Source organism: Klebsiella sp. 10 (genome assembly GCF_018223925.1).
GTDB classification, from domain to species: Bacteria; Pseudomonadota; Gammaproteobacteria; order Enterobacterales; family Enterobacteriaceae; genus Klebsiella; species Klebsiella pneumoniae.
Map to the genome: position 1 here is coordinate 85,283 of NZ_JAGRRB010000008.1, position 19,593 is coordinate 104,875.

Below are 19,593 nucleotides of genomic sequence, written 5' to 3' on the forward strand. Positions count from 1 at the left end.
TCCGCAACCCCTTCGTCTGTCTACTATATTTAATTCGTGTTTTTAAAAATGCTGGCGTAATTCACTGTGATAAGACGCCAGTGCTGGTGAAAAAACGAGGACATAACGATGACCAGACTAAAGAATGCCAATATGTTGCTGGCGCTCTTCTTAGGCTTAGCCGCGTTGAACGCCTCGGCAGAGACGGAAAAAACAACGGTAGACAGTGCGAAGTCGGCTGCCAGCAATGCGGGAGAGGCGGTAGATAATTCGATTAACAAAGTCGGCGATTTTATGGATGACAGTACCATTACCGCACGGGTAAAAGCGGCGCTGATCGACCATAAAGATATTAACTCCGGCGATATTTCGGTGAAAACGGAGAATAAAGTGGTCACCCTCAGCGGCGACGTCACCAGTGCTGAACAGAAAAGTCAGGCACTGAGCGTAGCGAAAGAGGTCAAAGGCGTCTCACACGTTAACGACAAGCTGACGGTCCATCATAAATCATCGAGCGAGACGGCGACGCTGAAAGGCTATGCCGGGGATACCGCCATTACCAGCGAAGTGAAAGCCAAGCTGCTGGCGGATGACATTGTCCCTTCGCGCAATGTGAAAGTCGAAACCAACGCCGGCGCGGTACATCTGACCGGTACGGTGGCTTCCGCGGCGCAGGCGGAGCGTGCCGCAGAGATTGCGAAAGCGGTCTCCGGTGTGAAAAGCGTGCGCAACGATCTTAGCGTTAAGTAAACCGAGTTATTAACAAAAGTGTTGTCTGGCCAAGGTTGCCGAACGAATAGCAGCATCCACTGAGCGATGAGCTATACAGAAAGGGTGCGCAAACCGCTGTTCACCGTCCATTATGGTAAGGAGAAAAGTATGTTTCGATGGGGAATTATTTTTCTGGTCATTGCATTAATTGCTGCGGCTCTGGGCTTTGGTGGTCTGGCGGGTACGGCCGCTGGCGCTGCGAAAATCGTCTTTGTCGTCGGGATTATCCTGTTCCTGGTGAGCCTGTTTACAGGACGCAGACGTCCTTAGGCGGCCCGCGATGCGGGCGATACTGAAGCCTAAGCATTTTTACTGACACGTCATCTTACACAAAGCCAGTCCTGAGGACTGGCTTTCGCGGTTTAAGCGGCGGGCAAATTGCGTTACCTTGTCAGGAGAAGATCAATCGAACAGGAAAGCAGGGTGGGGCAACGCATTCCCGTCACGCTGGGCAATATCGCCCCGCTGGCGGTTAAACCCTTCCGACCAGGCAAGCTGGCGCTGGTATGCGAAGGCGGAGGACAGCGAGGGATTTTTACTGCCGGGGTGCTGGACGAATTTATGCGCGCCGGATTTAACCCCTTTGACCTGATGCTGGGTACTTCAGCCGGTGCGCAAAACCTCTCCGCCTACATGTGTAATCAGCAAGGCTATGCCCGCAAAGTTATCACCCGCTACACCACTTCACGCCAGTTTTTCGATCCGATGCGCTTTGTGCGCGGCGGCAACCTTATCGATCTCGACTGGCTGGTTGAGGCCACTTCGCAGCAAATGCCGCTTGCCATGAACTATGCCGAAGCGCAGTTCGCGTTGGGGAAAGAGCTGTGGCTATGCGCTTGCCGCGGTGACGATTACTCCGCCAGCTATTTTTCGCCGACGCCGCAAACGTGGCTGGATCTGATCCGCGCCTCCAGCGCCATCCCCGGCTTTTATCGCAGCGGCGTGTTGCTCGACGGCGTTAGCTACCTGGACGGCGGCGTCAGCGATGCGATCCCGGTGCAGGAGGCGGCCCGCCGCGGCGCCCAGACCATCGTGGTGATCCGTACCGTCCCTTCGCAGATGTTTTATACCCCGCAGTGGTTCAAGCGGATGGAGCGCTGGCTGGGAGAGAGTAGTCTGCAACCGCTGGTCAATTTGGTGCATCATCACGAAACCACCTACCGCGCCATCCAGCAGTTCATCGAGAAACCGCCGGGTAAGTTGCGGATCTTCGAAATCTATCCGCAGCGGCCGCTGCGCAGCATGGCGCTTGGCAGCCGACTACCGGCGCTGCTGGAGGACTACAAAACCGGGCGCCAGTGCGGCCGTTATTTCCTGGCAACGGTGGGTAAACTACTGGCCGACCAGCCGCCGCTGCTGCGCCACGCGCCGCGTATTGCCCGGCCCGCGCCGGTGGTGGTGCCGCCGGTGCCGGTGGCCAATGAAGCGCCCCAGGCGACCATCATTCCTGCGCCCCAGGCGAATGACCCCAGTTTTGATCATGAGGATCTGGCGTGACGCACCGTTTTATCGATACCCACTGTCACTTTGATTTTCCCCCCTTCGCGGCAGATGAGGTCGCCAGCCTGGCGCGTGCGGCGCAGGCCGGCGTCGAGCGAATTATCGTTCCAGCCATCTCTGCTGAGCGTTTTAGCCGCGTGCTGGCGCTGGCAGCTCAGCACGAAGCGCTGTACGCCGCGCTGGGTATGCATCCGATCGTCATCGAAGAGCATACTGATGAGGGACTGGCGCAGCTGGAAGCCTTGATGGCGCAGCGGCCGCCTAAACTGGTGGCGGTGGGAGAGATTGGCCTCGATCTTTATCGCGACGATCCGCAGTTTGATCGTCAGCAGGCGCTGCTGGAAGCGCAGCTGAGGCTGGCGAAGCGTTACGATCTGCCGGTGATCCTCCACTCCAGACGCACCCACGATAAGCTGGCGATGCTGCTGAAAAAACATGCCCTGCCGCGTACCGGAGTCATCCATGGCTTTGCCGGCAGCCTGCAGCAGGCCGAGCGCTTCGTTCAGCTTGGCTATAAGATCGGCGTTGGCGGCACCATTACCTATCCCCGCGCCAGTAAAACCCGTGAAGTGATGGCGCGTCTGCCGCTTTCCGCTCTGCTGCTGGAGACCGATGCGCCGGATATGCCGCTAAATGGCTTTCAGGGACAGCCCAATCGACCGGAACAAGCTGCACGGGTATTTGAGGCGCTGTGTGAACTGCGTCCGGAGTCGCCGGCAGCCATAGAAGAAGGGATCATGCACAATACGATCGCCTTGTTTTCCCTTCCCCCGGTCTCTGTATGGTGATCGATTTCTCATAATTGTCCATCCATATCATTGATTTGCTTAAAATGTGTGAAGCCAGACGGGCAGGATAGTTTCAGGCCGATATAATCACGCGGTTAGTACTGGACTATCAAAAACACAGGGAATCTGTATGCAAATCCTCATGGGACTTATCGGCATGGTGGCGCTATTGGCCATTGCTGTGCTGCTCTCCAATAACCGAAAAGCCATTAACCTGCGCACCGTGCTCGGCGCCTGGATAATCCAGGTGGGTATCGGCGCGTTAATATTGTATGTACCGGCCGGGCGCGCGGCGCTATTAGCGATGTCGAATGGCGTCGCCAGCGTTATTGCCTACGGCAATGAAGGGATTAGTTTCATCTTCGGCGGGCTGGTCTCCGATAAAATGTTCGAGGTGTTTGGCGGCGGCGGCTTCGTCTTTGCCCTGCGCGTGCTGCCGGTGATCGTCTTCTTCTCGTCGCTGATTGCCGTGCTTTACTACCTGGGCATTATGCAGCTGGTCATTCGCATTCTCGGCGGCGCGCTGCGGGCAGTGCTGAAGACCTCACGTACCGAATCGCTGTCGGCCACGGCGAACATCTTTGTTGGCCAGACCGAAGCGCCGCTGGTGGTGCGTCCTTATATCGCCACCATGACTCGCTCGGAGCTGTTTGCGGTCATGTGCGGCGGCCTGGCCTCGGTGGCGGGCTCGGTACTGGCGGGCTATGCGCAGATGGGCGTTCCGCTGGAGTACCTTATTGCCGCGTCGTTTATGGCGGCGCCGGGAGGTCTGCTGTTTGCCAAAATTATCGTACCGGAAACGGACAAACCGGACGATAACCCGGCTCATGACAGCCAAAGCGCTGACGCGGATAAACCGGCCAACGTGCTGGATGCCGCCGCCTCCGGCGCCGCGTCTGGTATGCAACTGGCGCTCAACGTCGGCGCGATGCTGCTGGCGTTTATTGCGCTGATCGCCCTGCTGAACGGCATACTCTCCGGCGTCGGCGGCTGGTTTAACCATCCTGAGCTGTCGCTGCAGATGATCCTCGGCTGGATCTTCTCACCGCTGGCGTGGGTGATTGGCGTGCCGTGGCACGAAGCGACGGTGGCGGGGTCGTTTATCGGCCAGAAGCTGATCATTAACGAGTTCGTGGCCTACATGAACTTTGGCGAATATTTAAAGGCGGATGCCGAAGTGGCGGCGGCCGGGCTGCAGGTCATTTCAGATCACACCAAAGCCATTATCTCTTTCGCGCTGTGCGGCTTTGCCAACCTGTCATCGATCGCCATTCTGATTGGCGGACTCGGGGGAATGGCGCCCAACCGGCGGCAGGATATCGCTCAGCTTGGGCTACGTGCGGTAGCAGCGGGGACGCTGTCCAACCTGATGAGCGCCACCATCGCCGGGGTTTTTCTCGCCCTGTAAGCCTGTCTCCTGAACCAGCGGCCACCGTGCCGCTGGTGTTGCTGTGAATGTGATAATTCCATCACCACTCTCTTTTTTGAAAAAAGATTTATATTTCAATTTGTAGCGTTTTTATTGCCCGTAAATTGGGCAAAATGTGCGCCACGCTATCGAGTGCATCTGTTATTGTGTGTTAGAATTATCACATTCTCATCGGCGGTATAGTATCGATTATGCTTAAGAGGGGACTAACGATAATTGCTGCGGTATTGAGTGGTAGTTTGTGATCTTAATCACGTTACAGTAATGCAAATTAGTAAGTAGTTTTCATTAACTGTGATGAATGTCGAAGTGTAACGACGAGCGAATGTTACAATAGTAACAGACTCGCAAGGTGAACAAACTATTGATCCGGCATGACGCCGGCGGAGTATGAAATGACTGATTTAAAAGCAAGCAGCCTGCGCGCGTTAAAACTGATGGACCTGACCACCCTGAATGACGACGACACCAATGAGAAAGTCATTGCCCTGTGTCATCAGGCGAAAACGCCGGTGGGTAACACCGCGGCGGTCTGCATCTACCCGCGCTTCATCCCGATCGCCCGTAAAACGCTGAATGAGCAGGGGACGCCGGATATTCGCATCGCCACGGTCACCAACTTCCCGCACGGGAATGACGATATCGACATTGCGCTGGCGGAAACCCGCGCGGCGATCGCTTACGGCGCTGACGAAGTGGACGTGGTCTTCCCGTACCGCGCGCTGATCGCCGGCAACGAGCAGGTCGGTTTCGAGCTGGTGAAAGCCTGTAAGGAAGCCTGTGCGGCGGCTAACGTGCTGCTGAAAGTGATCATCGAAACCGGTGAGCTGAAAGAAGAAGCGCTGATCCGTAAAGCGTCTGAAATCTCTATCAAAGCCGGGGCCGATTTCATCAAAACCTCGACCGGTAAAGTGCCGGTGAATGCCACGCCGGAAAGCGCGCGCATCATGATGGAAGTGATCCGCGATATGGGCGTTGAGAAAACCGTTGGCTTCAAACCGGCGGGCGGCGTGCGCAGCGCGGAAGACGCGCAGCAGTTCCTGGCGATCGCTGATGAACTGTTCGGCGCCGACTGGGCCGATTCTCGTCACTATCGTTTTGGCGCATCCAGCCTGCTGGCTAGCCTGTTGAAAGCCCTGGGTCACGGCGACGGCAAGAGCGCCAGCAGCTACTAATCCCTTGATTTGCCGGATGGCGCTGCGCTTATCCGGCCTACGAATTGATGCCTGTAGGCCGGATAAGGCGCTCGCGCCGTCATCCGGCAATTTATTCTCTTTGGGAGGTTACCGTGTTTCTCGCACAAGAAATTATTCGTAAAAAACGTGATGGTCAGGCATTAAGCGATGAAGAGATCCGCTTTTTCATCAACGGCATCCGCGACAATACTATCTCTGAAGGGCAGATCGCCGCGCTGGCGATGACCATCTTCTTCCACGATATGTCTATGCCGGAGCGCGTTTCGCTGACCATGGCGATGCGGGATTCCGGTACCGTTCTGGACTGGAAAAGCCTCAACCTTAACGGTCCGATCGTCGATAAACACTCTACCGGCGGCGTCGGGGATGTCACTTCGCTGATGCTGGGGCCGATGGTGGCCGCCTGCGGTGGTTACGTACCGATGATCTCCGGCCGCGGCCTCGGCCATACCGGCGGTACGCTGGACAAACTGGAAGCGATCCCGGGCTTCGATATCTTCCCGGACGACAACCGCTTCCGCGAGATTATTAAAGATGTTGGCGTGGCAATTATCGGGCAGACCAGCTCCCTTGCCCCGGCCGACAAACGTTTCTATGCCACCCGCGATATTACCGCGACGGTGGACTCCATCCCGCTGATTACCGCCTCGATTCTGGCGAAGAAGCTGGCGGAAGGGCTGGATGCGCTGGTGATGGACGTCAAAGTCGGCAGCGGCGCGTTTATGCCGACTTATGAACTCTCTGCCGCGCTGGCCGAAGCGATCGTGGGTGTCGCCAACGGCGCCGGCGTGCGCACCACCGCGCTGCTGACCGATATGAATCAGGTACTGGCCTCCAGCGCCGGCAACGCCGTTGAAGTTCGCGAAGCGGTGCAGTTCCTGACCGGCGAATACCGCAACCCGCGCCTGTTCGACGTGACAATGGCGCTGTGTGTGGAAATGCTGATCTCCGGCAAGCTGGCGGCGGACGATGCCGAGGCGCACGCGAAGCTGCAGGCGGTGCTGGATAACGGTAAAGCGGCGGAAGTGTTTGGCCGTATGGTCGCGGCGCAGAAAGGGCCGAGCGACTTTATCGAGAATTATGCTAATTATCTGCCGACGGCGATGCTGAGCAAAGCAGTCTATGCTGATACCGAAGGTTTTATCAGCGCGATGGATACTCGCGCGCTGGGCATGGCAGTGGTTTCTATGGGCGGCGGCCGCCGTCAGGCATCGGACACCATTGACTATAGCGTTGGCTTTACCGAGATGGCGCGTCTGGGTGACCGCGTCGACGGACAGCGTCCGCTGGCGGTGATCCATGCCAAAGACGAGAACAGCTGGCAGGAGGCCGCGAAAGCGGTCAAAGCGGCCATTAAACTGGACGATAAAGCCCCGGAAATTACACCGACAGTCTATCGCCGTATCACTGAATAGCGATATACTGATCTGATCGCTTTTTTGCAGCGCAAGATGTATGGAGAACAAGATGAAACGTGCATTTATCATGGTGCTGGACTCCTTTGGGATTGGCGCAACGGAAGACGCAGACCGCTTTGGCGACGTCGGCGCCGATACGCTGGGCCACATTGCAGAAGCCTGCGCCAAAGGCGAGGCTGACCACGGCCGCAAAGGCCCGCTGAATTTACCGAACCTGACCCGTCTGGGTCTGGTGAAAGCGCATGAAGGCTCCACCGGTAAAATTGCCGCGGGTATGGATGGCAATGCCGAAGTGATTGGCGCCTATGCCTGGGCGCATGAACTTTCTTCCGGTAAAGATACCCCGTCCGGCCACTGGGAAATCGCCGGCGTGCCGGTGCTGTTTGACTGGGGCTACTTCAGCGACCAGGAAAACAGTTTCCCGCAGGAGCTGCTGGATAAGCTGGTGAAACGCGCCAACCTGCCGGGCTATCTCGGCAACTGCCACTCCTCCGGGACGGTGATCCTCGATCAGCTCGGCGAAGAGCATATGAAAACCGGGAAACCGATCTTCTATACCTCCGCTGACTCGGTGTTCCAGATCGCCTGTCACGAAGAGACCTTTGGCCTCGACAAGCTGTATGAGCTGTGCGAAATCGCGCGTGAAGAGCTGACCGAAGGCGGCTATAACATTGGTCGCGTGATTGCTCGTCCTTTCGTGGGCGACAAAGCCGGTAACTTCCAGCGTACCGGTAACCGTCACGACCTGGCGGTAGAGCCGCCGGCGCCGACCGTGCTGCAGAAGCTGGTCGATGAGAAAAACGGCCACGTGGTGTCCGTGGGTAAAATCGCCGATATCTACGCCAACTGCGGTATCACTAAGAAAGTGAAAGCCACCGGGCTGGACGCGCTGTTCGACGCGACCATCAAAGAGATGAAGGAAGCGGGCGACGAGACTATCGTCTTCACTAACTTCGTCGATTTTGACTCCTCCTGGGGCCACCGTCGTGACGTCGCTGGCTACGCGGCGGGTCTGGAGCTGTTCGACCGCCGTCTGCCGGAGCTGATGGAGCTGGTTGGTGAGGACGACATCCTGATCCTCACCGCCGACCACGGCTGCGACCCGACCTGGACTGGTACCGACCACACCCGCGAGCATATCCCGGTGCTGGTGTACGGCCCGAAAGTGAAACCAGGTTCGCTCGGTCACCGTGAAACCTTCGCGGACATCGGCCAGACTATTGCGAAATACTTTGGTACGTCTGACATGGAATATGGCAAAGCCATGTTCTGAGGTCATTGCCCGGTGGCGCACAGCGATCCGGGCCTACGGTTTGTAGGCCGGGTAAGGCGTAGCCGCCACCCGGCAAAAACAACAATGTAAAAGGAACTGAAGATGGCAACTCCTCACATTAACGCAGAAATGGGCGATTTCGCTGACGTCGTTTTGATGCCGGGCGACCCGCTGCGCGCGAAGCACATTGCAGAAACCTTCCTCGAAGATGTGCGTGAAGTGAACAACGTGCGCGGCATGCTGGGCTTCACCGGTACCTATAAAGGCCGCAAAATCTCCGTGATGGGCCACGGGATGGGTATCCCGTCCTGCTCTATCTACACCAAAGAGCTGATCACCGATTTCGGCGTGAAGAAAATCATCCGCGTGGGCTCCTGCGGCGCGGTGCGTGAAGATGTCAAACTGCGTGACGTGGTGATCGGCATGGGCGCGTGCACCGACTCTAAAGTGAACCGTCTGCGTTTCAAAGACCATGATTTTGCGGCGATTGCCGATTTCGGCATGGTGCGTAATGCGGTAGACGCGGCGAAAGCGCTGGGCGTTGACGCGCGCGTCGGCAACATCTTCTCCGCAGACCTGTTCTATACGCCGGACCCGTCCATGTTCGACGTGATGGAAAAATACGGCATTCTGGGCGTGGAAATGGAAGCGGCGGGAATCTACGGCGTGGCGGCGGAGTTCGGCGCGAAAGCGCTGACCATCTGCACCGTCTCCGACCACATCCGTACCCACGAGCAGACCACTGCCGCTGAACGTCAGACGACCTTCAACGACATGATCAAAATCGCGCTGGAATCCGTGCTGCTGGGCGATAAAGAGTAAGAGCTGTTGTGCCGGGTGGCGGCTTCGTCTGACCCGGCCTACGGTTTTCCAGGCCCGCTAAGCGCAGCGGGCTTTTTTTATCAGCGCACCGCGCCGGCAATCCACGCCGACAGTTCTTTCAGTTCCGCTTCCTGCTCCGGGAAATCGCCGACCAGCGCCTCGCACTGCTGCTGTAATACTTCTGCCCGATACTGACAGCCGACTAAGCGTGCCGCCAGGGCCTCCAGCGGCGCCGGGTTCAGGCTATCGGTAAAGGCCTGCGCGCGGGTGATATGCCCTTTTTCGACGTCAAAATGCAGCTCAACGCCGCCCCAGCGAAAGCGCTCGTCCAGAAGATGAGAGAAGGCCGGCGCCTGGCCGAAGTTCCACTCCCAGCTGCTCTGACGGGCGAAGGTCTCAGCAAAATTTGGTAGATCCGGCGTGTTGTCCGGGGAGATCACCTCGGCGTCCACCCGTTCGCCGTAATGGCTGAAGAATGCTTCCTGGATCGCCTCGCAAACTTGCTGATGGGTAATGCCCGGCAGCAGCTCAACCAGGTTCGCCACCCGTCCGCGCACCGAGGTAATGCCTTTAGCCTGCAGCTTTTTCTGGTCCGGGTTGAGGTAGTTGGCGAGACGGCTTAAATCGGCGTTGAGCAGCAGGGTACCGTGATGAAAACCGCGGTCCATGGTTTCACGATAGGCGGAGCCGGAGACTTTGCGGTCGCCGCTGTCGGTTTTGACCACCAGATCGTTGCGCCCGGAGGCTTCGGCGGTTACGCCGAGTGAATTAAGCGCCGTCAGCACAATAGCGGTGGAGACGGTTTTGTCGTACTCCGGTTTGCCTGCCATAAAGGTAAAGCAGGAATTGCCGAGGTCGTGGAACACCGCGCCGCCGCCGCTGCTGCGACGGGCCAGCCGCACATGGTCTTCCTCCATGCGGCGGGTATTACACTCCTTCCACGGGTTCTGCGCGCGGCCGATGACCACGGTATCGGCATTGCGCCACAGGAACAGCACCCGCTGGGTGGCGGGCATCTGGCGGAAAATGCACTCCTCGACCGCCAGGTTGAACCACGGGTCGTAAGAGTCAGAGAGCAGGAGGCGCAATGTGGACATTATAGATTTCCTTTCTTTTCATCGTCTTCATCCTCAACCGGCTTGTTGGCGGTGAGCAGGAAGGGCGATTGCTGCCAGCGGGTGCGTTTGCCCTGCAGCAGCGTGCGGGTCAGTACCACGCCGATAGCCAGGGACAGTAACAGCATCAGGCGTAAGATATTGGTGGTATTATCCACCTGCTTCGCCTCGGTCGCCAGGGTATGAGTATCGAGGGTCAGACGCAGGTAGCCCAGCGGGCCGTTTTTTCCTGGCACCGGTTCGACAATCTGCTGGTTGAAGTAGCCGCCGGCTTTTTTACCATCCAGCGCCAGCCGGTCGCGAACCTCGACGCTTTCGCCAGAGCGCGCCACCAGGTCGCCCTGTTCGTCATATACCCCGGCGTCCAGGACGCGGCTGTTATGGGTTAGCTGGGTCAACAGCTGATTGATGCGCTTCTCGTCAGGCGTCTCGCTGCGCATCAGCGGCGCGAGATTCAGCACCACCTGCTGCGCCAGCGTGCGGGCCAGCTCTTCCAGCTGCGGATTGCGTTGTTTCTGACTGTTCTGACTGAACCACGAAGCGCCCTGCATCAGCGCGACGAGCAGGGCGAGACAGATAAGAACAATGACCGCACGATGCAGCCGGAATTTCAGTTTTGCGCGAACCATATTCCACCTTTGAAAATTTGCAGCTTAATGTTGCCAGAAGCGCTGGTTACAAGGTAGCCTCATGCGTTATTTTCCTCGCCTGAATGAAGAGATGTGGAGCCGTAATGCCTAACAGTTTGACCTGGTGCGACCTGCCTGAAGACGTTTCCCTGTGGCCTGGGTTGCCGCTTTCCCTGAGCGGCGACGAGGTCATGCCGCTGGATTATCACGCCGGGCGCAGCGGCTGGCTGCTGTATGGTCGCGGTCTGGATAAACGTCGGCTGACGGCGTGGCAGCGTGAGCTGGGCGCCGCGTTAGTGATCGTTGCCTCCTGGGTGGTCGAGGATTACCAGGTGATCCGTTTGGCCGGTTCGCTGACTCCCCGTGCGACGCGACTGGCGCATGAGGCGGGGCTGGACGTCGCGCCATTGGGTAAAATTCCCCATTTGCGCACCCCGGGCCTGCTGGTGATGGACATGGACTCCACGGCGATTCAGATCGAATGCATCGATGAGATCGCGAAACTGGCCGGCACCGGCGAGCTGGTCTCGGAAGTGACCGAGCGGGCGATGCGTGGCGAGCTGGACTTCACCGCCAGCCTGCGCCAGCGCGTGGCGACGCTGAAAGACGCCGATGCCAGTATTTTACTGCAGGTTCGCGACGCGCTGCCGCTGATGCCGGGCCTGGCGCAGCTGGTGCTCAAGCTGGAAACGCTGGGCTGGAAAGTGGCGATCGCCTCCGGCGGTTTCACCTTCTTTGCCGAGTATCTGCGCGACAAACTGCATCTTGACGCGGTATTCGCCAATGAGCTGGAGATCCGCGACGGCAAGCTCACCGGCAACGTGCTCGGCGATATCGTCGATGCGAAATATAAAGCCAATACGTTGCGCAAGCTGGCGGAAAAGTATGAGATCCCAACGGCGCAAACCGTGGCTATCGGCGATGGCGCCAACGACCTGCCGATGATTAAGGCAGCAGGGCTTGGCATCGCCTATCACGCGAAGCCCAAAGTGAATGAACAGGCGGAAGTGACTATCCGCCACGCTGACCTGATGGGGGTATTCTGTATTCTCTCGGGCAGCATGAACCAAAAGTAAGAGGTAAACGTGGCGAAAGCTCCAAAACGCGCATTTGTCTGTAATGAATGTGGTGCGGATTATCCGCGCTGGCAGGGGCAGTGCAGCGCCTGCCATGCCTGGAACACCATCACCGAGATGCGCATCGCCGCGTCGCCGCAGGTGGCGAGAAACGAGCGTCTTTCAGGCTATGCCGGTAACGCCGGCGTGTCGAAGGTGCAGAAGCTGTCAGATATCAGCCTGGAGGCGCTGCCGCGTTTCTCCACCGGCTTTAAAGAATTTGACCGCGTGCTGGGCGGCGGCGTGGTACCGGGCAGCGCGATCCTGATTGGCGGCAACCCCGGCGCGGGCAAATCGACGCTGCTGCTGCAAACCCTCTGCAAACTGGCGGAAGGGATGAAAACCCTGTACGTCACCGGGGAGGAGTCCCTGCAGCAGGTGGCGATGCGCGCCCATCGTCTCGGGTTGCCAACGGCCAACCTGAACATGCTCTCGGAAACCAGCATTGAGCAGATCTGTCAGATCGCCGATGAAGAAAAGCCGCAGCTGATGGTGATCGACTCCATCCAGGTGATGCATATGGCCGACGTGCAGTCGTCGCCGGGCAGCGTCGCCCAGGTACGGGAAACCGCGGCCTATTTGACGCGCTTTGCTAAAACTCGCGGCGTGGCGATTGTGATGGTCGGCCACGTCACCAAAGACGGCTCGCTGGCCGGTCCGAAGGTGCTGGAGCACTGTATCGACTGCTCGGTGCTGCTGGACGGGGATGCCGACTCCCGCTTCCGCACGTTGCGCAGCCATAAAAACCGCTTTGGCGCGGTGAACGAGCTGGGCGTCTTCGCCATGACCGAGCAGGGCCTGCGCGAAGTGAGCAACCCGTCCGCTATCTTCCTCAGCCGGGGAGATGAAATCACCTCCGGTAGCTCGGTGATGGTGGTCTGGGAAGGGACCCGCCCGCTGCTGGTGGAGATCCAGGCGCTGGTCGATCACTCGATGATGTCCAACCCGCGCCGCGTTGCGGTGGGGCTGGAACAGAACCGTCTGGCGATCCTGCTGGCGGTGCTGCACCGTCACGGCGGCCTACAGATGGCCGATCAGGACGTCTTCGTCAATGTGGTCGGCGGGGTGAAGGTCACGGAAACCAGCGCCGACCTGGCGCTGCTGCTGGCGATGGTCTCCAGCCTGCGCGACCGTCCTCTGCCGCAGGATCTGGTGGTCTTTGGCGAAGTGGGGCTGGCCGGGGAAATTCGCCCGGTACCGAGCGGTCAGGAGCGTATCTCCGAAGCGGCGAAGCACGGCTTCCGCCGCGCCATCGTCCCGGCGGCCAATGTGCCGAAAAAAGTGCCGGAAGGCATGCAAATCTTTGGCGTGAAAAAGCTTTCAGACGCGCTAAGCGTTTTTGACGACTTATAATAAGTTAAAAGGAGATTAGCGATGTCGTCATTTGACTATTTAAAAAGCGCCATTAAGCAGAAAGGCTGTACCCTGCAGCAGGTGGCGGAAGCCAGCGGAATGACCAAGGGGTATCTTAGCCAGCTGCTGAATGCCAAAATCAAAAGCCCGAGCGCGCAGAAGCTTGAAGCGCTGCATCGTTTCCTCGGGCTGGAGTTTCCCCGCCGACAGAAAAGCGTCGGCGTGGTGTTTGGTAAGTTTTACCCGCTGCATACCGGGCATATCTACCTGATACAGCGCGCCTGTAGCCAGGTCGATGAGCTGCATATCATTATGGGCTATGACGATACCCGCGACCGCGAACTGTTTGAAGAGAGCGCCATGTCGCAACAGCCGACGGTGCCTGACCGCCTGCGCTGGCTGCTACAAACCTTTAAATATCAGAAGAATATTCGCATCCACGCCTTCAATGAAGAGGGGATGGAGCCCTATCCGCACGGCTGGGACGTCTGGAGCCATGGGATCCGCGCTTTTATGAGCGAAAAAGGGATCGAGCCGAACCGGATCTATACCTCGGAAGAGGCCGATGCGCCGCAGTACCTTGAACATCTGGGGATCGAGACGGTGCTTATCGATCCTAAGCGGACCTTTATGAATATTAGCGGCGGGCAGATCCGCGAGAACCCGTTCCGCTACTGGGAATATATTCCGACGGAAGTGAAACCGTTCTTTGTGCGGACGGTGGCGATCCTCGGCGGCGAGTCGAGCGGTAAATCGACGCTGGTCAATAAGCTCGCCAATATCTTCAATACCACCAGCGCCTGGGAATATGGCCGGGATTATGTTTTTTCGCATCTCGGCGGCGATGAGATGGCGCTCCAGTATTCGGATTACGATAAAATTGCCCTTGGGCATGCGCAGTATATTGATTTTGCGGTGAAATATGCCAACAAGGTGGCGTTCATCGATACCGACTTCGTCAGCACTCAGGCCTTCTGTCTGAAGTACGAGGGACGTGAGCACCCGTTTGTGCAGGCGCTGATTGATGAATACCGCTTCGACCTGGTGATCCTGCTGGAGAACAATACCCCGTGGGTGGCCGATGGACTGCGCAGTCTTGGGAGCTCGGTGGATCGTAAAGAGTTTCAGTCGTTGCTGGTATCGCTGCTGAAAGAGAACGAGATCGAATTCGTCCATGTGAAGGAGTCGGACTACGATGCCCGGTTCCTGCGCTGCGTCGAGCTGGTGAAACAGCTGATGGGCGAGCAGGGGTAGGTGCTCTGCGGGCTGTAGCCCTCACCCCAACCCTCTCCCAATGGGAGAGGGAGCAAACATTAAAAAAGGCAACTTGCGTTGCCTTTTTGCGTTTTATTTCGCGATACGTTTGTACTTGATTCGCTTCGGCTCCAGCGCGTCGGCGCCGAGAGTGCGTTTCTTGTACTCTTCGTACTCGGTAAAGTTACCTTCGAAGAACTCAACCTTACCTTCATCCTGGTAATCCAGAATGTGGGTGGCAATACGGTCAAGGAACCAGCGGTCGTGCGAGATAACCATCGCGCAGCCCGGGAACTCCAGCAGGGCGTTTTCCAGCGCGCGCAGGGTTTCGATATCCAGGTCGTTGGTTGGTTCATCGAGCAGCAGGACGTTACCGCCGACCTGCAGCAGTTTCGCCAGGTGCAGACGACCACGTTCACCGCCGGACAGCTCGCCAACGCGTTTACCCTGGTCGACGCCTTTGAAGTTAAAGCGGCCCACGTAGGCGCGGCTCGGCATCTCGGTGTTGCCGATCTTCATGATATCCAGGCCGCCAGACACTTCTTCCCACACGGTCTTACTGTTGTCCATCGCGTCGCGGAACTGATCGACGGAAGCCAGCTTAACGGTTTCACCCAGGGTGATGGTGCCGGAATCAGGCTGTTCCTGGCCGGACATCATGCGGAAGAGGGTGGATTTACCCGCGCCGTTCGGACCGATGATGCCGACGATAGCGCCTTTCGGTACCGAGAAGCTCAGATCGTCAATCAGAACGCGGTCGCCGTAGGATTTGCGCAGATGGCTGACTTCCAGAACTTTATCGCCCAGACGCGGGCCTGGCGGAATGAACAGTTCGTTAGTTTCGTTACGTTTCTGATATTCAACGTTGTTAAGCTCTTCAAAGCGCGCCAGGCGGGCTTTGCCCTTAGACTGACGGCCTTTCGCGCCCTGGCGAACCCACTCGAGTTCTTTCTCGATAGATTTGCGGCGTGCGGCTTCCTGAGAAGCTTCCTGCGCCAGACGCTGGTCTTTCTGCTCCAGCCAGGAGGAGTAGTTGCCTTCCCACGGAATACCTTCGCCGCGGTCAAGCTCGAGGATCCAGCCGGCGACGTTATCAAGGAAGTAACGGTCGTGGGTAATCGCCACCACGGTGCCTTCGAAGTCGTGCAGGAAGCGTTCCAGCCAGGCGACGGACTCGGCGTCGAGGTGGTTGGTCGGTTCGTCGAGCAGCAGCATATCCGGTTTTTCCAGCAGCAGACGGCACAGCGCGACGCGGCGGCGTTCACCACCGGAAAGATTAGCGATTTTCGCATCCCAGTCCGGCAGGCGCAGGGCGTCGGCCGCGCGCTCCAGCTGGACGTTCAGGTTGTGGCCGTCGTGCGCCTGGATAATCTCTTCGAACTTGCCTTGCTGTGCGGCAAGCTTATCGAAGTCCGCATCCGGCTCGGCGTATTTGGCATAGACTTCGTCCAGACCCTTCAGCGCGTTAACCACTTCGGCGACCGCTTCTTCCACGGACTCGCGCACGGTGTGCTCCGGGTTGAGCTGCGGCTCCTGCGGCAGGTAGCCGATTTTGATGCCGGGCTGCGGACGCGCTTCACCTTCGATCTCGGTGTCGATACCGGCCATGATGCGCAGCAGGGTAGATTTACCGGCGCCGTTCAGACCGAGCACACCGATTTTCGCGCCAGGGAAAAAGCTGAGGGAGATATTTTTCAAAATATGACGTTTCGGCGGAACCACTTTGCCGACACGATGCATGGTATAAACGAATTGAGCCACGTTGGACTTCGCCTCTTTCTATTTTGATAGATAGTTCAAAGCCGAAGTGTAGCCTTTTTCGCGCGCTAATCCCAGCGAGGCGACAGGATTCACAGAAGCGTAAAAAAATGTCCAGGACATGGCGCGTTTAGCGTTGTCTGATTAGCATAAGTAAAGCCGCCTGCCGAACCGGCAGGGGTTTTTAAGCGGCACGATGCTGCGAAAATGCACCGGAAAGAGGAAGAGCTTGTGGAAAAAGCCAAAAAAATGGCGTGGCATCTTTTGGCTGCCAGCGTTGGTTTGTTGACGTTGAGTCAGCTGGCGCATGCGGATTCACTGGATGAACAGCGCAGCCGCTACGCACAAATTAAGCAGGCGTGGGATAACCGGCAGATGGATGTAGTCGACCAGCTGATGCCCACGTTAAGCACCTATCCCCTGTATCCCTATTTGCAGTACCGACAGATCACCGACGATCTGATGAACCAGCCGGCGCTGGTGGTGAAAAACTTTATTGACGCCAATCCGACGCTGCCCCCTGCGCGTTCATTACGTTCGCGCTTCGTGAATGAACTGGCCCGGCGCAGCGACTGGCGCGGCTTGCTGGCGTTTAGCCCGGATAAGCCGACCAGCACCGAGGCGCAGTGCAACTATTACTACGCCAAGCTGAGCGTGGGGCAGTCGCAGGAGGCCTGGAGCGGGGCGAAAGAGCTGTGGCTGACGGGCAAGAATCAGCCCGGCGCCTGTGAACCGCTGTTCAGCGCCTGGCGCGACTCCGGTCAGCAGGATCCGCTGGCCTATCTCGAACGGATCCGCCTGGCGATGAAGGCCGGCAATATCGGGCTGGTGAAATCGCTGGCCCAGCAAATGCCCGCCAACTACCAGAGCATCGCCAGCGCCGTGGTCGCCCTGGCTAACGATCCAAACAGCGTCCTCACCTTCGCCCGCACCACCGGGGCGACGGACTTTACCCGTCAGATGGCCGCCGTCGCCTTCGCCAGCGTCGCCCGCCAGGACGTGGAAAATGCCCGCCTGATGATCCCTTCGCTGGTACAGGCTCAGCAGCTCAATGAGGATCAGACCCAGGAACTGCGCGATATTGTCGCCTGGCGCCTGATGGGTAGCGATGTAACCGAAGAGCAAGCCATCTGGCGCGATGACGCAATCATGCGTTCGCAGTCCACGCCGCTGGTGGAGCGGCGGGTACGGATGGCGTTGGGGACGGGCGATCGCCATGGCCTCAACACCTGGCTGGCGCGCCTGCCGATGGAGGCGAAAGAGAAAGACGAATGGCGCTACTGGCAGGCGGATCTGCTGCTGGAGCGCGGCAGGGATGAGGAGGCGCAGGCGATCCTTCGCTCGTTGATGCAACAGCGAGGCTTCTACCCGATGGTCGCCGCGCAGCGTCTTGGCGAGGAGTATACCTTCCGCATCGATAAAGCCTCGGGCACCATCGATCCGGCGCTGGCCTCCGGGCCGGAGATGGCGCGGGTACGTGAGCTGATGTACTGGAATATGGATAACACCGCGCGCACCGAATGGGCCAACCTGGTCACTAGTCGCACCAAATCCCAGCAGGCGCAGCTGGCGCGCTATGCCTTCGATCAGCACTGGTGGGATCTGAGCGTGCAGGCGACGATCGCCGGTAAGCTGTGGGATCAGCTGGAAGAACGTTTCCCGCTGGCCTATAACGACCTGTTTGCCCGCTATGTTAGCGGCAAAGATATTCCGCAGAGCTACGCGATGGCGATTGCCCGTCAGGAGAGCGCCTGGAACCCGAAAGTGCGCTCGCCGGTCGGCGCCAGCGGACTGATGCAGATTATGCCGGGCACCGCGACGCATACCGTCAGTATGTTCAGCATTCCCGGCTACAGCGGCCCGTCGCAGCTGTTGGATCCGGAAACCAACATCAACATCGGCACCAGCTATCTGCAGTACGTTTATCAGCAGTTCGGCAATAACCGTATCTACGCCTCAGCGGCCTATAACGCCGGGCCGGGCCGGGTACGCAGCTGGCAGGGGAACAGCGCCGGACGGATCGACGCCGTGGCGTTTGTCGAGAGTATTCCGTTTTCGGAAACCCGCGGCTACGTGAAGAATGTCCTCTCCTATGACGCCTACTACCGCTACTTTATGGGGCAGCAGGATAAGATCCTCAGCGATGCGGAGTGGCGCCAGCGTTACTGATCGCTGGGAAGTATGTTATGCTTTGTACTCGTTGAAGAGTACATTCGACGGGCAGCGTAAGCTGCCCGTCTCAATATGGTGGCGCGATATGACCCAACAATCTCCCTATTCCGCGGCCGTTGCCGAACAACGTCATCAGGAGTGGCTGCGCTTTGTTGCCCTGCTTCAGCAGGCCTATGCTGAGGATCTGCATCTGCCGTTGCTGCAGCTGATGCTGACGCCCGACGAGCGCGAAGCCCTGGGTACCCGGGTGCGCATTATCGAAGAGTTGCTGCGCGGCGAGATGAGCCAGCGTGAGCTGAAAAATGAGCTCGGCGCCGGAATTGCGACCATTACCCGCGGGTCGAACAGCCTGAAATCGGCGCCGGTAGAGCTGCGCCAGTGGCTGGAGCAGACGCTGCTGGCTAGCGATAAATAGCGTTATGGAACGGGCTTAGCGCCAGCACGACCGCCTGGTGGTAAACGCTGCTGCGGGTTAATCTGCCGCCGGTGAAAACCCCAATCGCCCCCTCTTTACGACCGATCTGATCGATGCCGGTATACTGCGACATGACCGGGCCGAGGGCTTCGCCAGCGCGAACCTGCTCAAGAATAACGTCAGGCAACGGCAGCGTGGCTGAGCGCGCTTCTCCGCGCTGGCTGGCGCTTTCGATGACCACCCAGCTAAAGGTGCTGTCATCGTCGATACCGGCTTCGATAGCTACCCAGAAATCGGCATTTGGCCGGGCAAGGCGCGCATTGGCGACGCGATTTCGTGCGCCAGCGCGCGTTTCCTCGCTGCCGAAGGGCTGTTCCGGCACGCCGCTCTCGACGGCGACGGACTCAATGTGGCAGGATCCTTCGCCGAAAATCTCGTCAAAAGCCTGCAGAATTGCCTGAATTTTGGCGGGATTAGTGGTCGCTGAGACAACATGGTGCATAATCAAAACAACTCAGAATAAACTAACGTCATCGCAGTATACTCTAAATCACCCCGAGGGCAGGCGGTAATGCCCGAAAGCGGTTGATAACGAGTCCAGAACGG

At 58.2% G+C, this 19,593-nt stretch carries 18 protein-coding genes; 14 read left to right on the plus strand and 4 right to left on the minus strand.

What is annotated here, in order from left to right; all coding sequences use genetic code 11:
- The first annotated feature begins 108 nt into the window (after positions 1 to 108).
- The 9 genes from osmY to deoD all read left to right on the plus strand — a co-directional run bounded on the left by osmY (position 109) and on the right by deoD (position 9,176).
- Positions 109 to 729: a molecular chaperone OsmY gene (osmY, locus tag KHQ26_RS09315; protein WP_004146042.1), complete on the plus strand. Its 621-nt coding sequence runs from the start codon at positions 109 to 111 to the stop codon at positions 727 to 729.
- 129 nt (positions 730 to 858) lie between these two features.
- Positions 859 to 1,020, plus strand: coding sequence for a DUF1328 domain-containing protein (locus KHQ26_RS09320; RefSeq protein ID WP_002887716.1), 162 nt, complete (start codon positions 859 to 861; stop codon positions 1,018 to 1,020).
- A gap of 153 nt (positions 1,021 to 1,173) precedes the next feature.
- Positions 1,174 to 2,247 carry a patatin-like phospholipase family protein gene (locus KHQ26_RS09325; protein WP_004146038.1) on the plus strand — a complete coding sequence of 358 codons (1,074 nt, stop codon included), beginning with the start codon at positions 1,174 to 1,176 and terminating at the stop codon, positions 2,245 to 2,247.
- Positions 2,244 to 3,038 (plus strand): metal-dependent hydrolase, encoded by a 795-nt coding sequence (locus KHQ26_RS09330; protein WP_020805125.1) that lies wholly within the window; start codon positions 2,244 to 2,246, stop codon positions 3,036 to 3,038. Before KHQ26_RS09325 ends, KHQ26_RS09330 begins: the two co-directional genes overlap by 4 nt.
- A gap of 130 nt (positions 3,039 to 3,168) precedes the next feature.
- A complete protein-coding gene (locus tag KHQ26_RS09335) occupies positions 3,169 to 4,446 on the plus strand; it encodes a NupC/NupG family nucleoside CNT transporter (protein ID WP_009309164.1) in 1,278 nt (425 codons plus the stop codon).
- A 416-nt stretch (positions 4,447 to 4,862) separates the two neighbouring features.
- The gene (deoC, locus tag KHQ26_RS09340) at positions 4,863 to 5,642 is read left to right on the plus strand and encodes a deoxyribose-phosphate aldolase (protein ID WP_002887784.1); all 780 of its coding nucleotides are present in this window, start codon (positions 4,863 to 4,865) and stop codon (positions 5,640 to 5,642) included.
- Positions 5,643 to 5,755: 113 nt separating this feature from the next.
- The gene (gene deoA / locus KHQ26_RS09345) at positions 5,756 to 7,078 is read left to right on the plus strand and encodes a thymidine phosphorylase (RefSeq protein ID WP_020805141.1); all 1,323 of its coding nucleotides are present in this window, start codon (positions 5,756 to 5,758) and stop codon (positions 7,076 to 7,078) included.
- 52 nt (positions 7,079 to 7,130) lie between these two features.
- Positions 7,131 to 8,354: a phosphopentomutase gene (gene deoB / locus KHQ26_RS09350; protein WP_004151380.1), complete on the plus strand. Its 1,224-nt coding sequence runs from the start codon at positions 7,131 to 7,133 to the stop codon at positions 8,352 to 8,354.
- A gap of 102 nt (positions 8,355 to 8,456) precedes the next feature.
- Positions 8,457 to 9,176, plus strand: coding sequence for a purine-nucleoside phosphorylase (gene deoD, locus KHQ26_RS09355; RefSeq protein WP_002887789.1), 720 nt, complete (start codon positions 8,457 to 8,459; stop codon positions 9,174 to 9,176).
- A gap of 80 nt (positions 9,177 to 9,256) precedes the next feature.
- Here the strand turns inward: deoD and lplA are convergent, their stop codons facing one another.
- Together lplA and KHQ26_RS09365 are read right to left on the minus strand one after the other, a co-directional pair.
- Positions 9,257 to 10,273, minus strand: a complete 1,017-nt coding sequence (gene lplA / locus KHQ26_RS09360) for a lipoate--protein ligase LplA (protein ID WP_020805139.1) — start codon at positions 10,271 to 10,273, stop codon at positions 9,257 to 9,259.
- A complete protein-coding gene (locus tag KHQ26_RS09365; protein ID WP_002887794.1) occupies positions 10,273 to 10,920 on the minus strand; it encodes a YtjB family periplasmic protein in 648 nt (215 codons plus the stop codon). The genes lplA and KHQ26_RS09365 overlap by 1 nt, the downstream gene beginning before the upstream one ends.
- A gap of 104 nt (positions 10,921 to 11,024) precedes the next feature.
- On the opposite strand from KHQ26_RS09365, the gene serB reads away from it, so the two are divergent.
- Genes serB through nadR form a run of 3 tightly spaced genes read left to right on the plus strand, consistent with a single transcriptional unit; the run spans position 11,025 to position 14,642 of the window.
- On the plus strand, positions 11,025 to 11,996 hold the full coding sequence (gene serB / locus KHQ26_RS09370; protein ID WP_004177487.1) for a phosphoserine phosphatase: 972 nt from the start codon (positions 11,025 to 11,027) through the stop codon (positions 11,994 to 11,996).
- A 9-nt stretch (positions 11,997 to 12,005) separates the two neighbouring features.
- Complete coding sequence (gene radA, locus KHQ26_RS09375; protein WP_002887800.1) at positions 12,006 to 13,388, plus strand: DNA repair protein RadA; 1,383 nt, start codon at positions 12,006 to 12,008, stop codon at positions 13,386 to 13,388.
- A 21-nt stretch (positions 13,389 to 13,409) separates the two neighbouring features.
- Positions 13,410 to 14,642 carry a multifunctional transcriptional regulator/nicotinamide-nucleotide adenylyltransferase/ribosylnicotinamide kinase NadR gene (gene nadR, locus KHQ26_RS09380; protein ID WP_002887802.1) on the plus strand — a complete coding sequence of 411 codons (1,233 nt, stop codon included), beginning with the start codon at positions 13,410 to 13,412 and terminating at the stop codon, positions 14,640 to 14,642.
- A 93-nt stretch (positions 14,643 to 14,735) separates the two neighbouring features.
- Here the strand turns inward: nadR and ettA are convergent, their stop codons facing one another.
- The gene (gene ettA / locus KHQ26_RS09385; RefSeq protein WP_002887805.1) at positions 14,736 to 16,403 is read right to left on the minus strand and encodes an energy-dependent translational throttle protein EttA; all 1,668 of its coding nucleotides are present in this window, start codon (positions 16,401 to 16,403) and stop codon (positions 14,736 to 14,738) included.
- Between the two features lie 228 nt (positions 16,404 to 16,631).
- On the opposite strand from ettA, the gene sltY reads away from it, so the two are divergent.
- Both sltY and trpR read left to right on the plus strand, forming a co-directional pair.
- Complete coding sequence (gene sltY, locus KHQ26_RS09390; protein ID WP_004182874.1) at positions 16,632 to 18,569, plus strand: murein transglycosylase; 1,938 nt, start codon at positions 16,632 to 16,634, stop codon at positions 18,567 to 18,569.
- A gap of 88 nt (positions 18,570 to 18,657) precedes the next feature.
- Entirely contained in the window at positions 18,658 to 18,987 is a 330-nt protein-coding gene (gene trpR, locus KHQ26_RS09395; protein ID WP_002887809.1) for a trp operon repressor, read from the plus strand.
- Here trpR and yjjX read toward each other — a convergent pair.
- A complete protein-coding gene (gene yjjX / locus KHQ26_RS09400) occupies positions 18,974 to 19,489 on the minus strand; it encodes an inosine/xanthosine triphosphatase (protein ID WP_004178555.1) in 516 nt (171 codons plus the stop codon). The genes trpR and yjjX overlap by 14 nt on opposite strands.
- Positions 19,490 to 19,593 lie beyond the last annotated feature (104 nt).

What these genes read in the sequence shown, in the direction of transcription:
- trpR (WP_002887809.1), top strand. Translation starts at nt 18,658, where the DNA reads ATGACCCAACAATCTCCCTATTCCGCGGCCGTTGCCGAACAACGTCAT.
- deoB (WP_004151380.1), top strand. Translation starts at nt 7,131, where the DNA reads ATGAAACGTGCATTTATCATGGTGCTGGACTCCTTTGGGATTGGCGCA.
- nadR (WP_002887802.1), top strand. Translation starts at nt 13,410, where the DNA reads ATGTCGTCATTTGACTATTTAAAAAGCGCCATTAAGCAGAAAGGCTGT.
- KHQ26_RS09320 (WP_002887716.1), top strand. Translation starts at nt 859, where the DNA reads ATGTTTCGATGGGGAATTATTTTTCTGGTCATTGCATTAATTGCTGCG.
- KHQ26_RS09365 (WP_002887794.1), bottom strand. Translation starts at nt 10,920, where the DNA reads ATGGTTCGCGCAAAACTGAAATTCCGGCTGCATCGTGCGGTCATTGTT.
- serB (WP_004177487.1), top strand. Translation starts at nt 11,025, where the DNA reads ATGCCTAACAGTTTGACCTGGTGCGACCTGCCTGAAGACGTTTCCCTG.
- osmY (WP_004146042.1), top strand. Translation starts at nt 109, where the DNA reads ATGACCAGACTAAAGAATGCCAATATGTTGCTGGCGCTCTTCTTAGGC.
- yjjX (WP_004178555.1), bottom strand. Translation starts at nt 19,489, where the DNA reads ATGCACCATGTTGTCTCAGCGACCACTAATCCCGCCAAAATTCAGGCA.
- KHQ26_RS09335 (WP_009309164.1), top strand. Translation starts at nt 3,169, where the DNA reads ATGCAAATCCTCATGGGACTTATCGGCATGGTGGCGCTATTGGCCATT.
- deoD (WP_002887789.1), top strand. Translation starts at nt 8,457, where the DNA reads ATGGCAACTCCTCACATTAACGCAGAAATGGGCGATTTCGCTGACGTC.
- deoC (WP_002887784.1), top strand. Translation starts at nt 4,863, where the DNA reads ATGACTGATTTAAAAGCAAGCAGCCTGCGCGCGTTAAAACTGATGGAC.
- lplA (WP_020805139.1), bottom strand. Translation starts at nt 10,273, where the DNA reads ATGTCCACATTGCGCCTCCTGCTCTCTGACTCTTACGACCCGTGGTTC.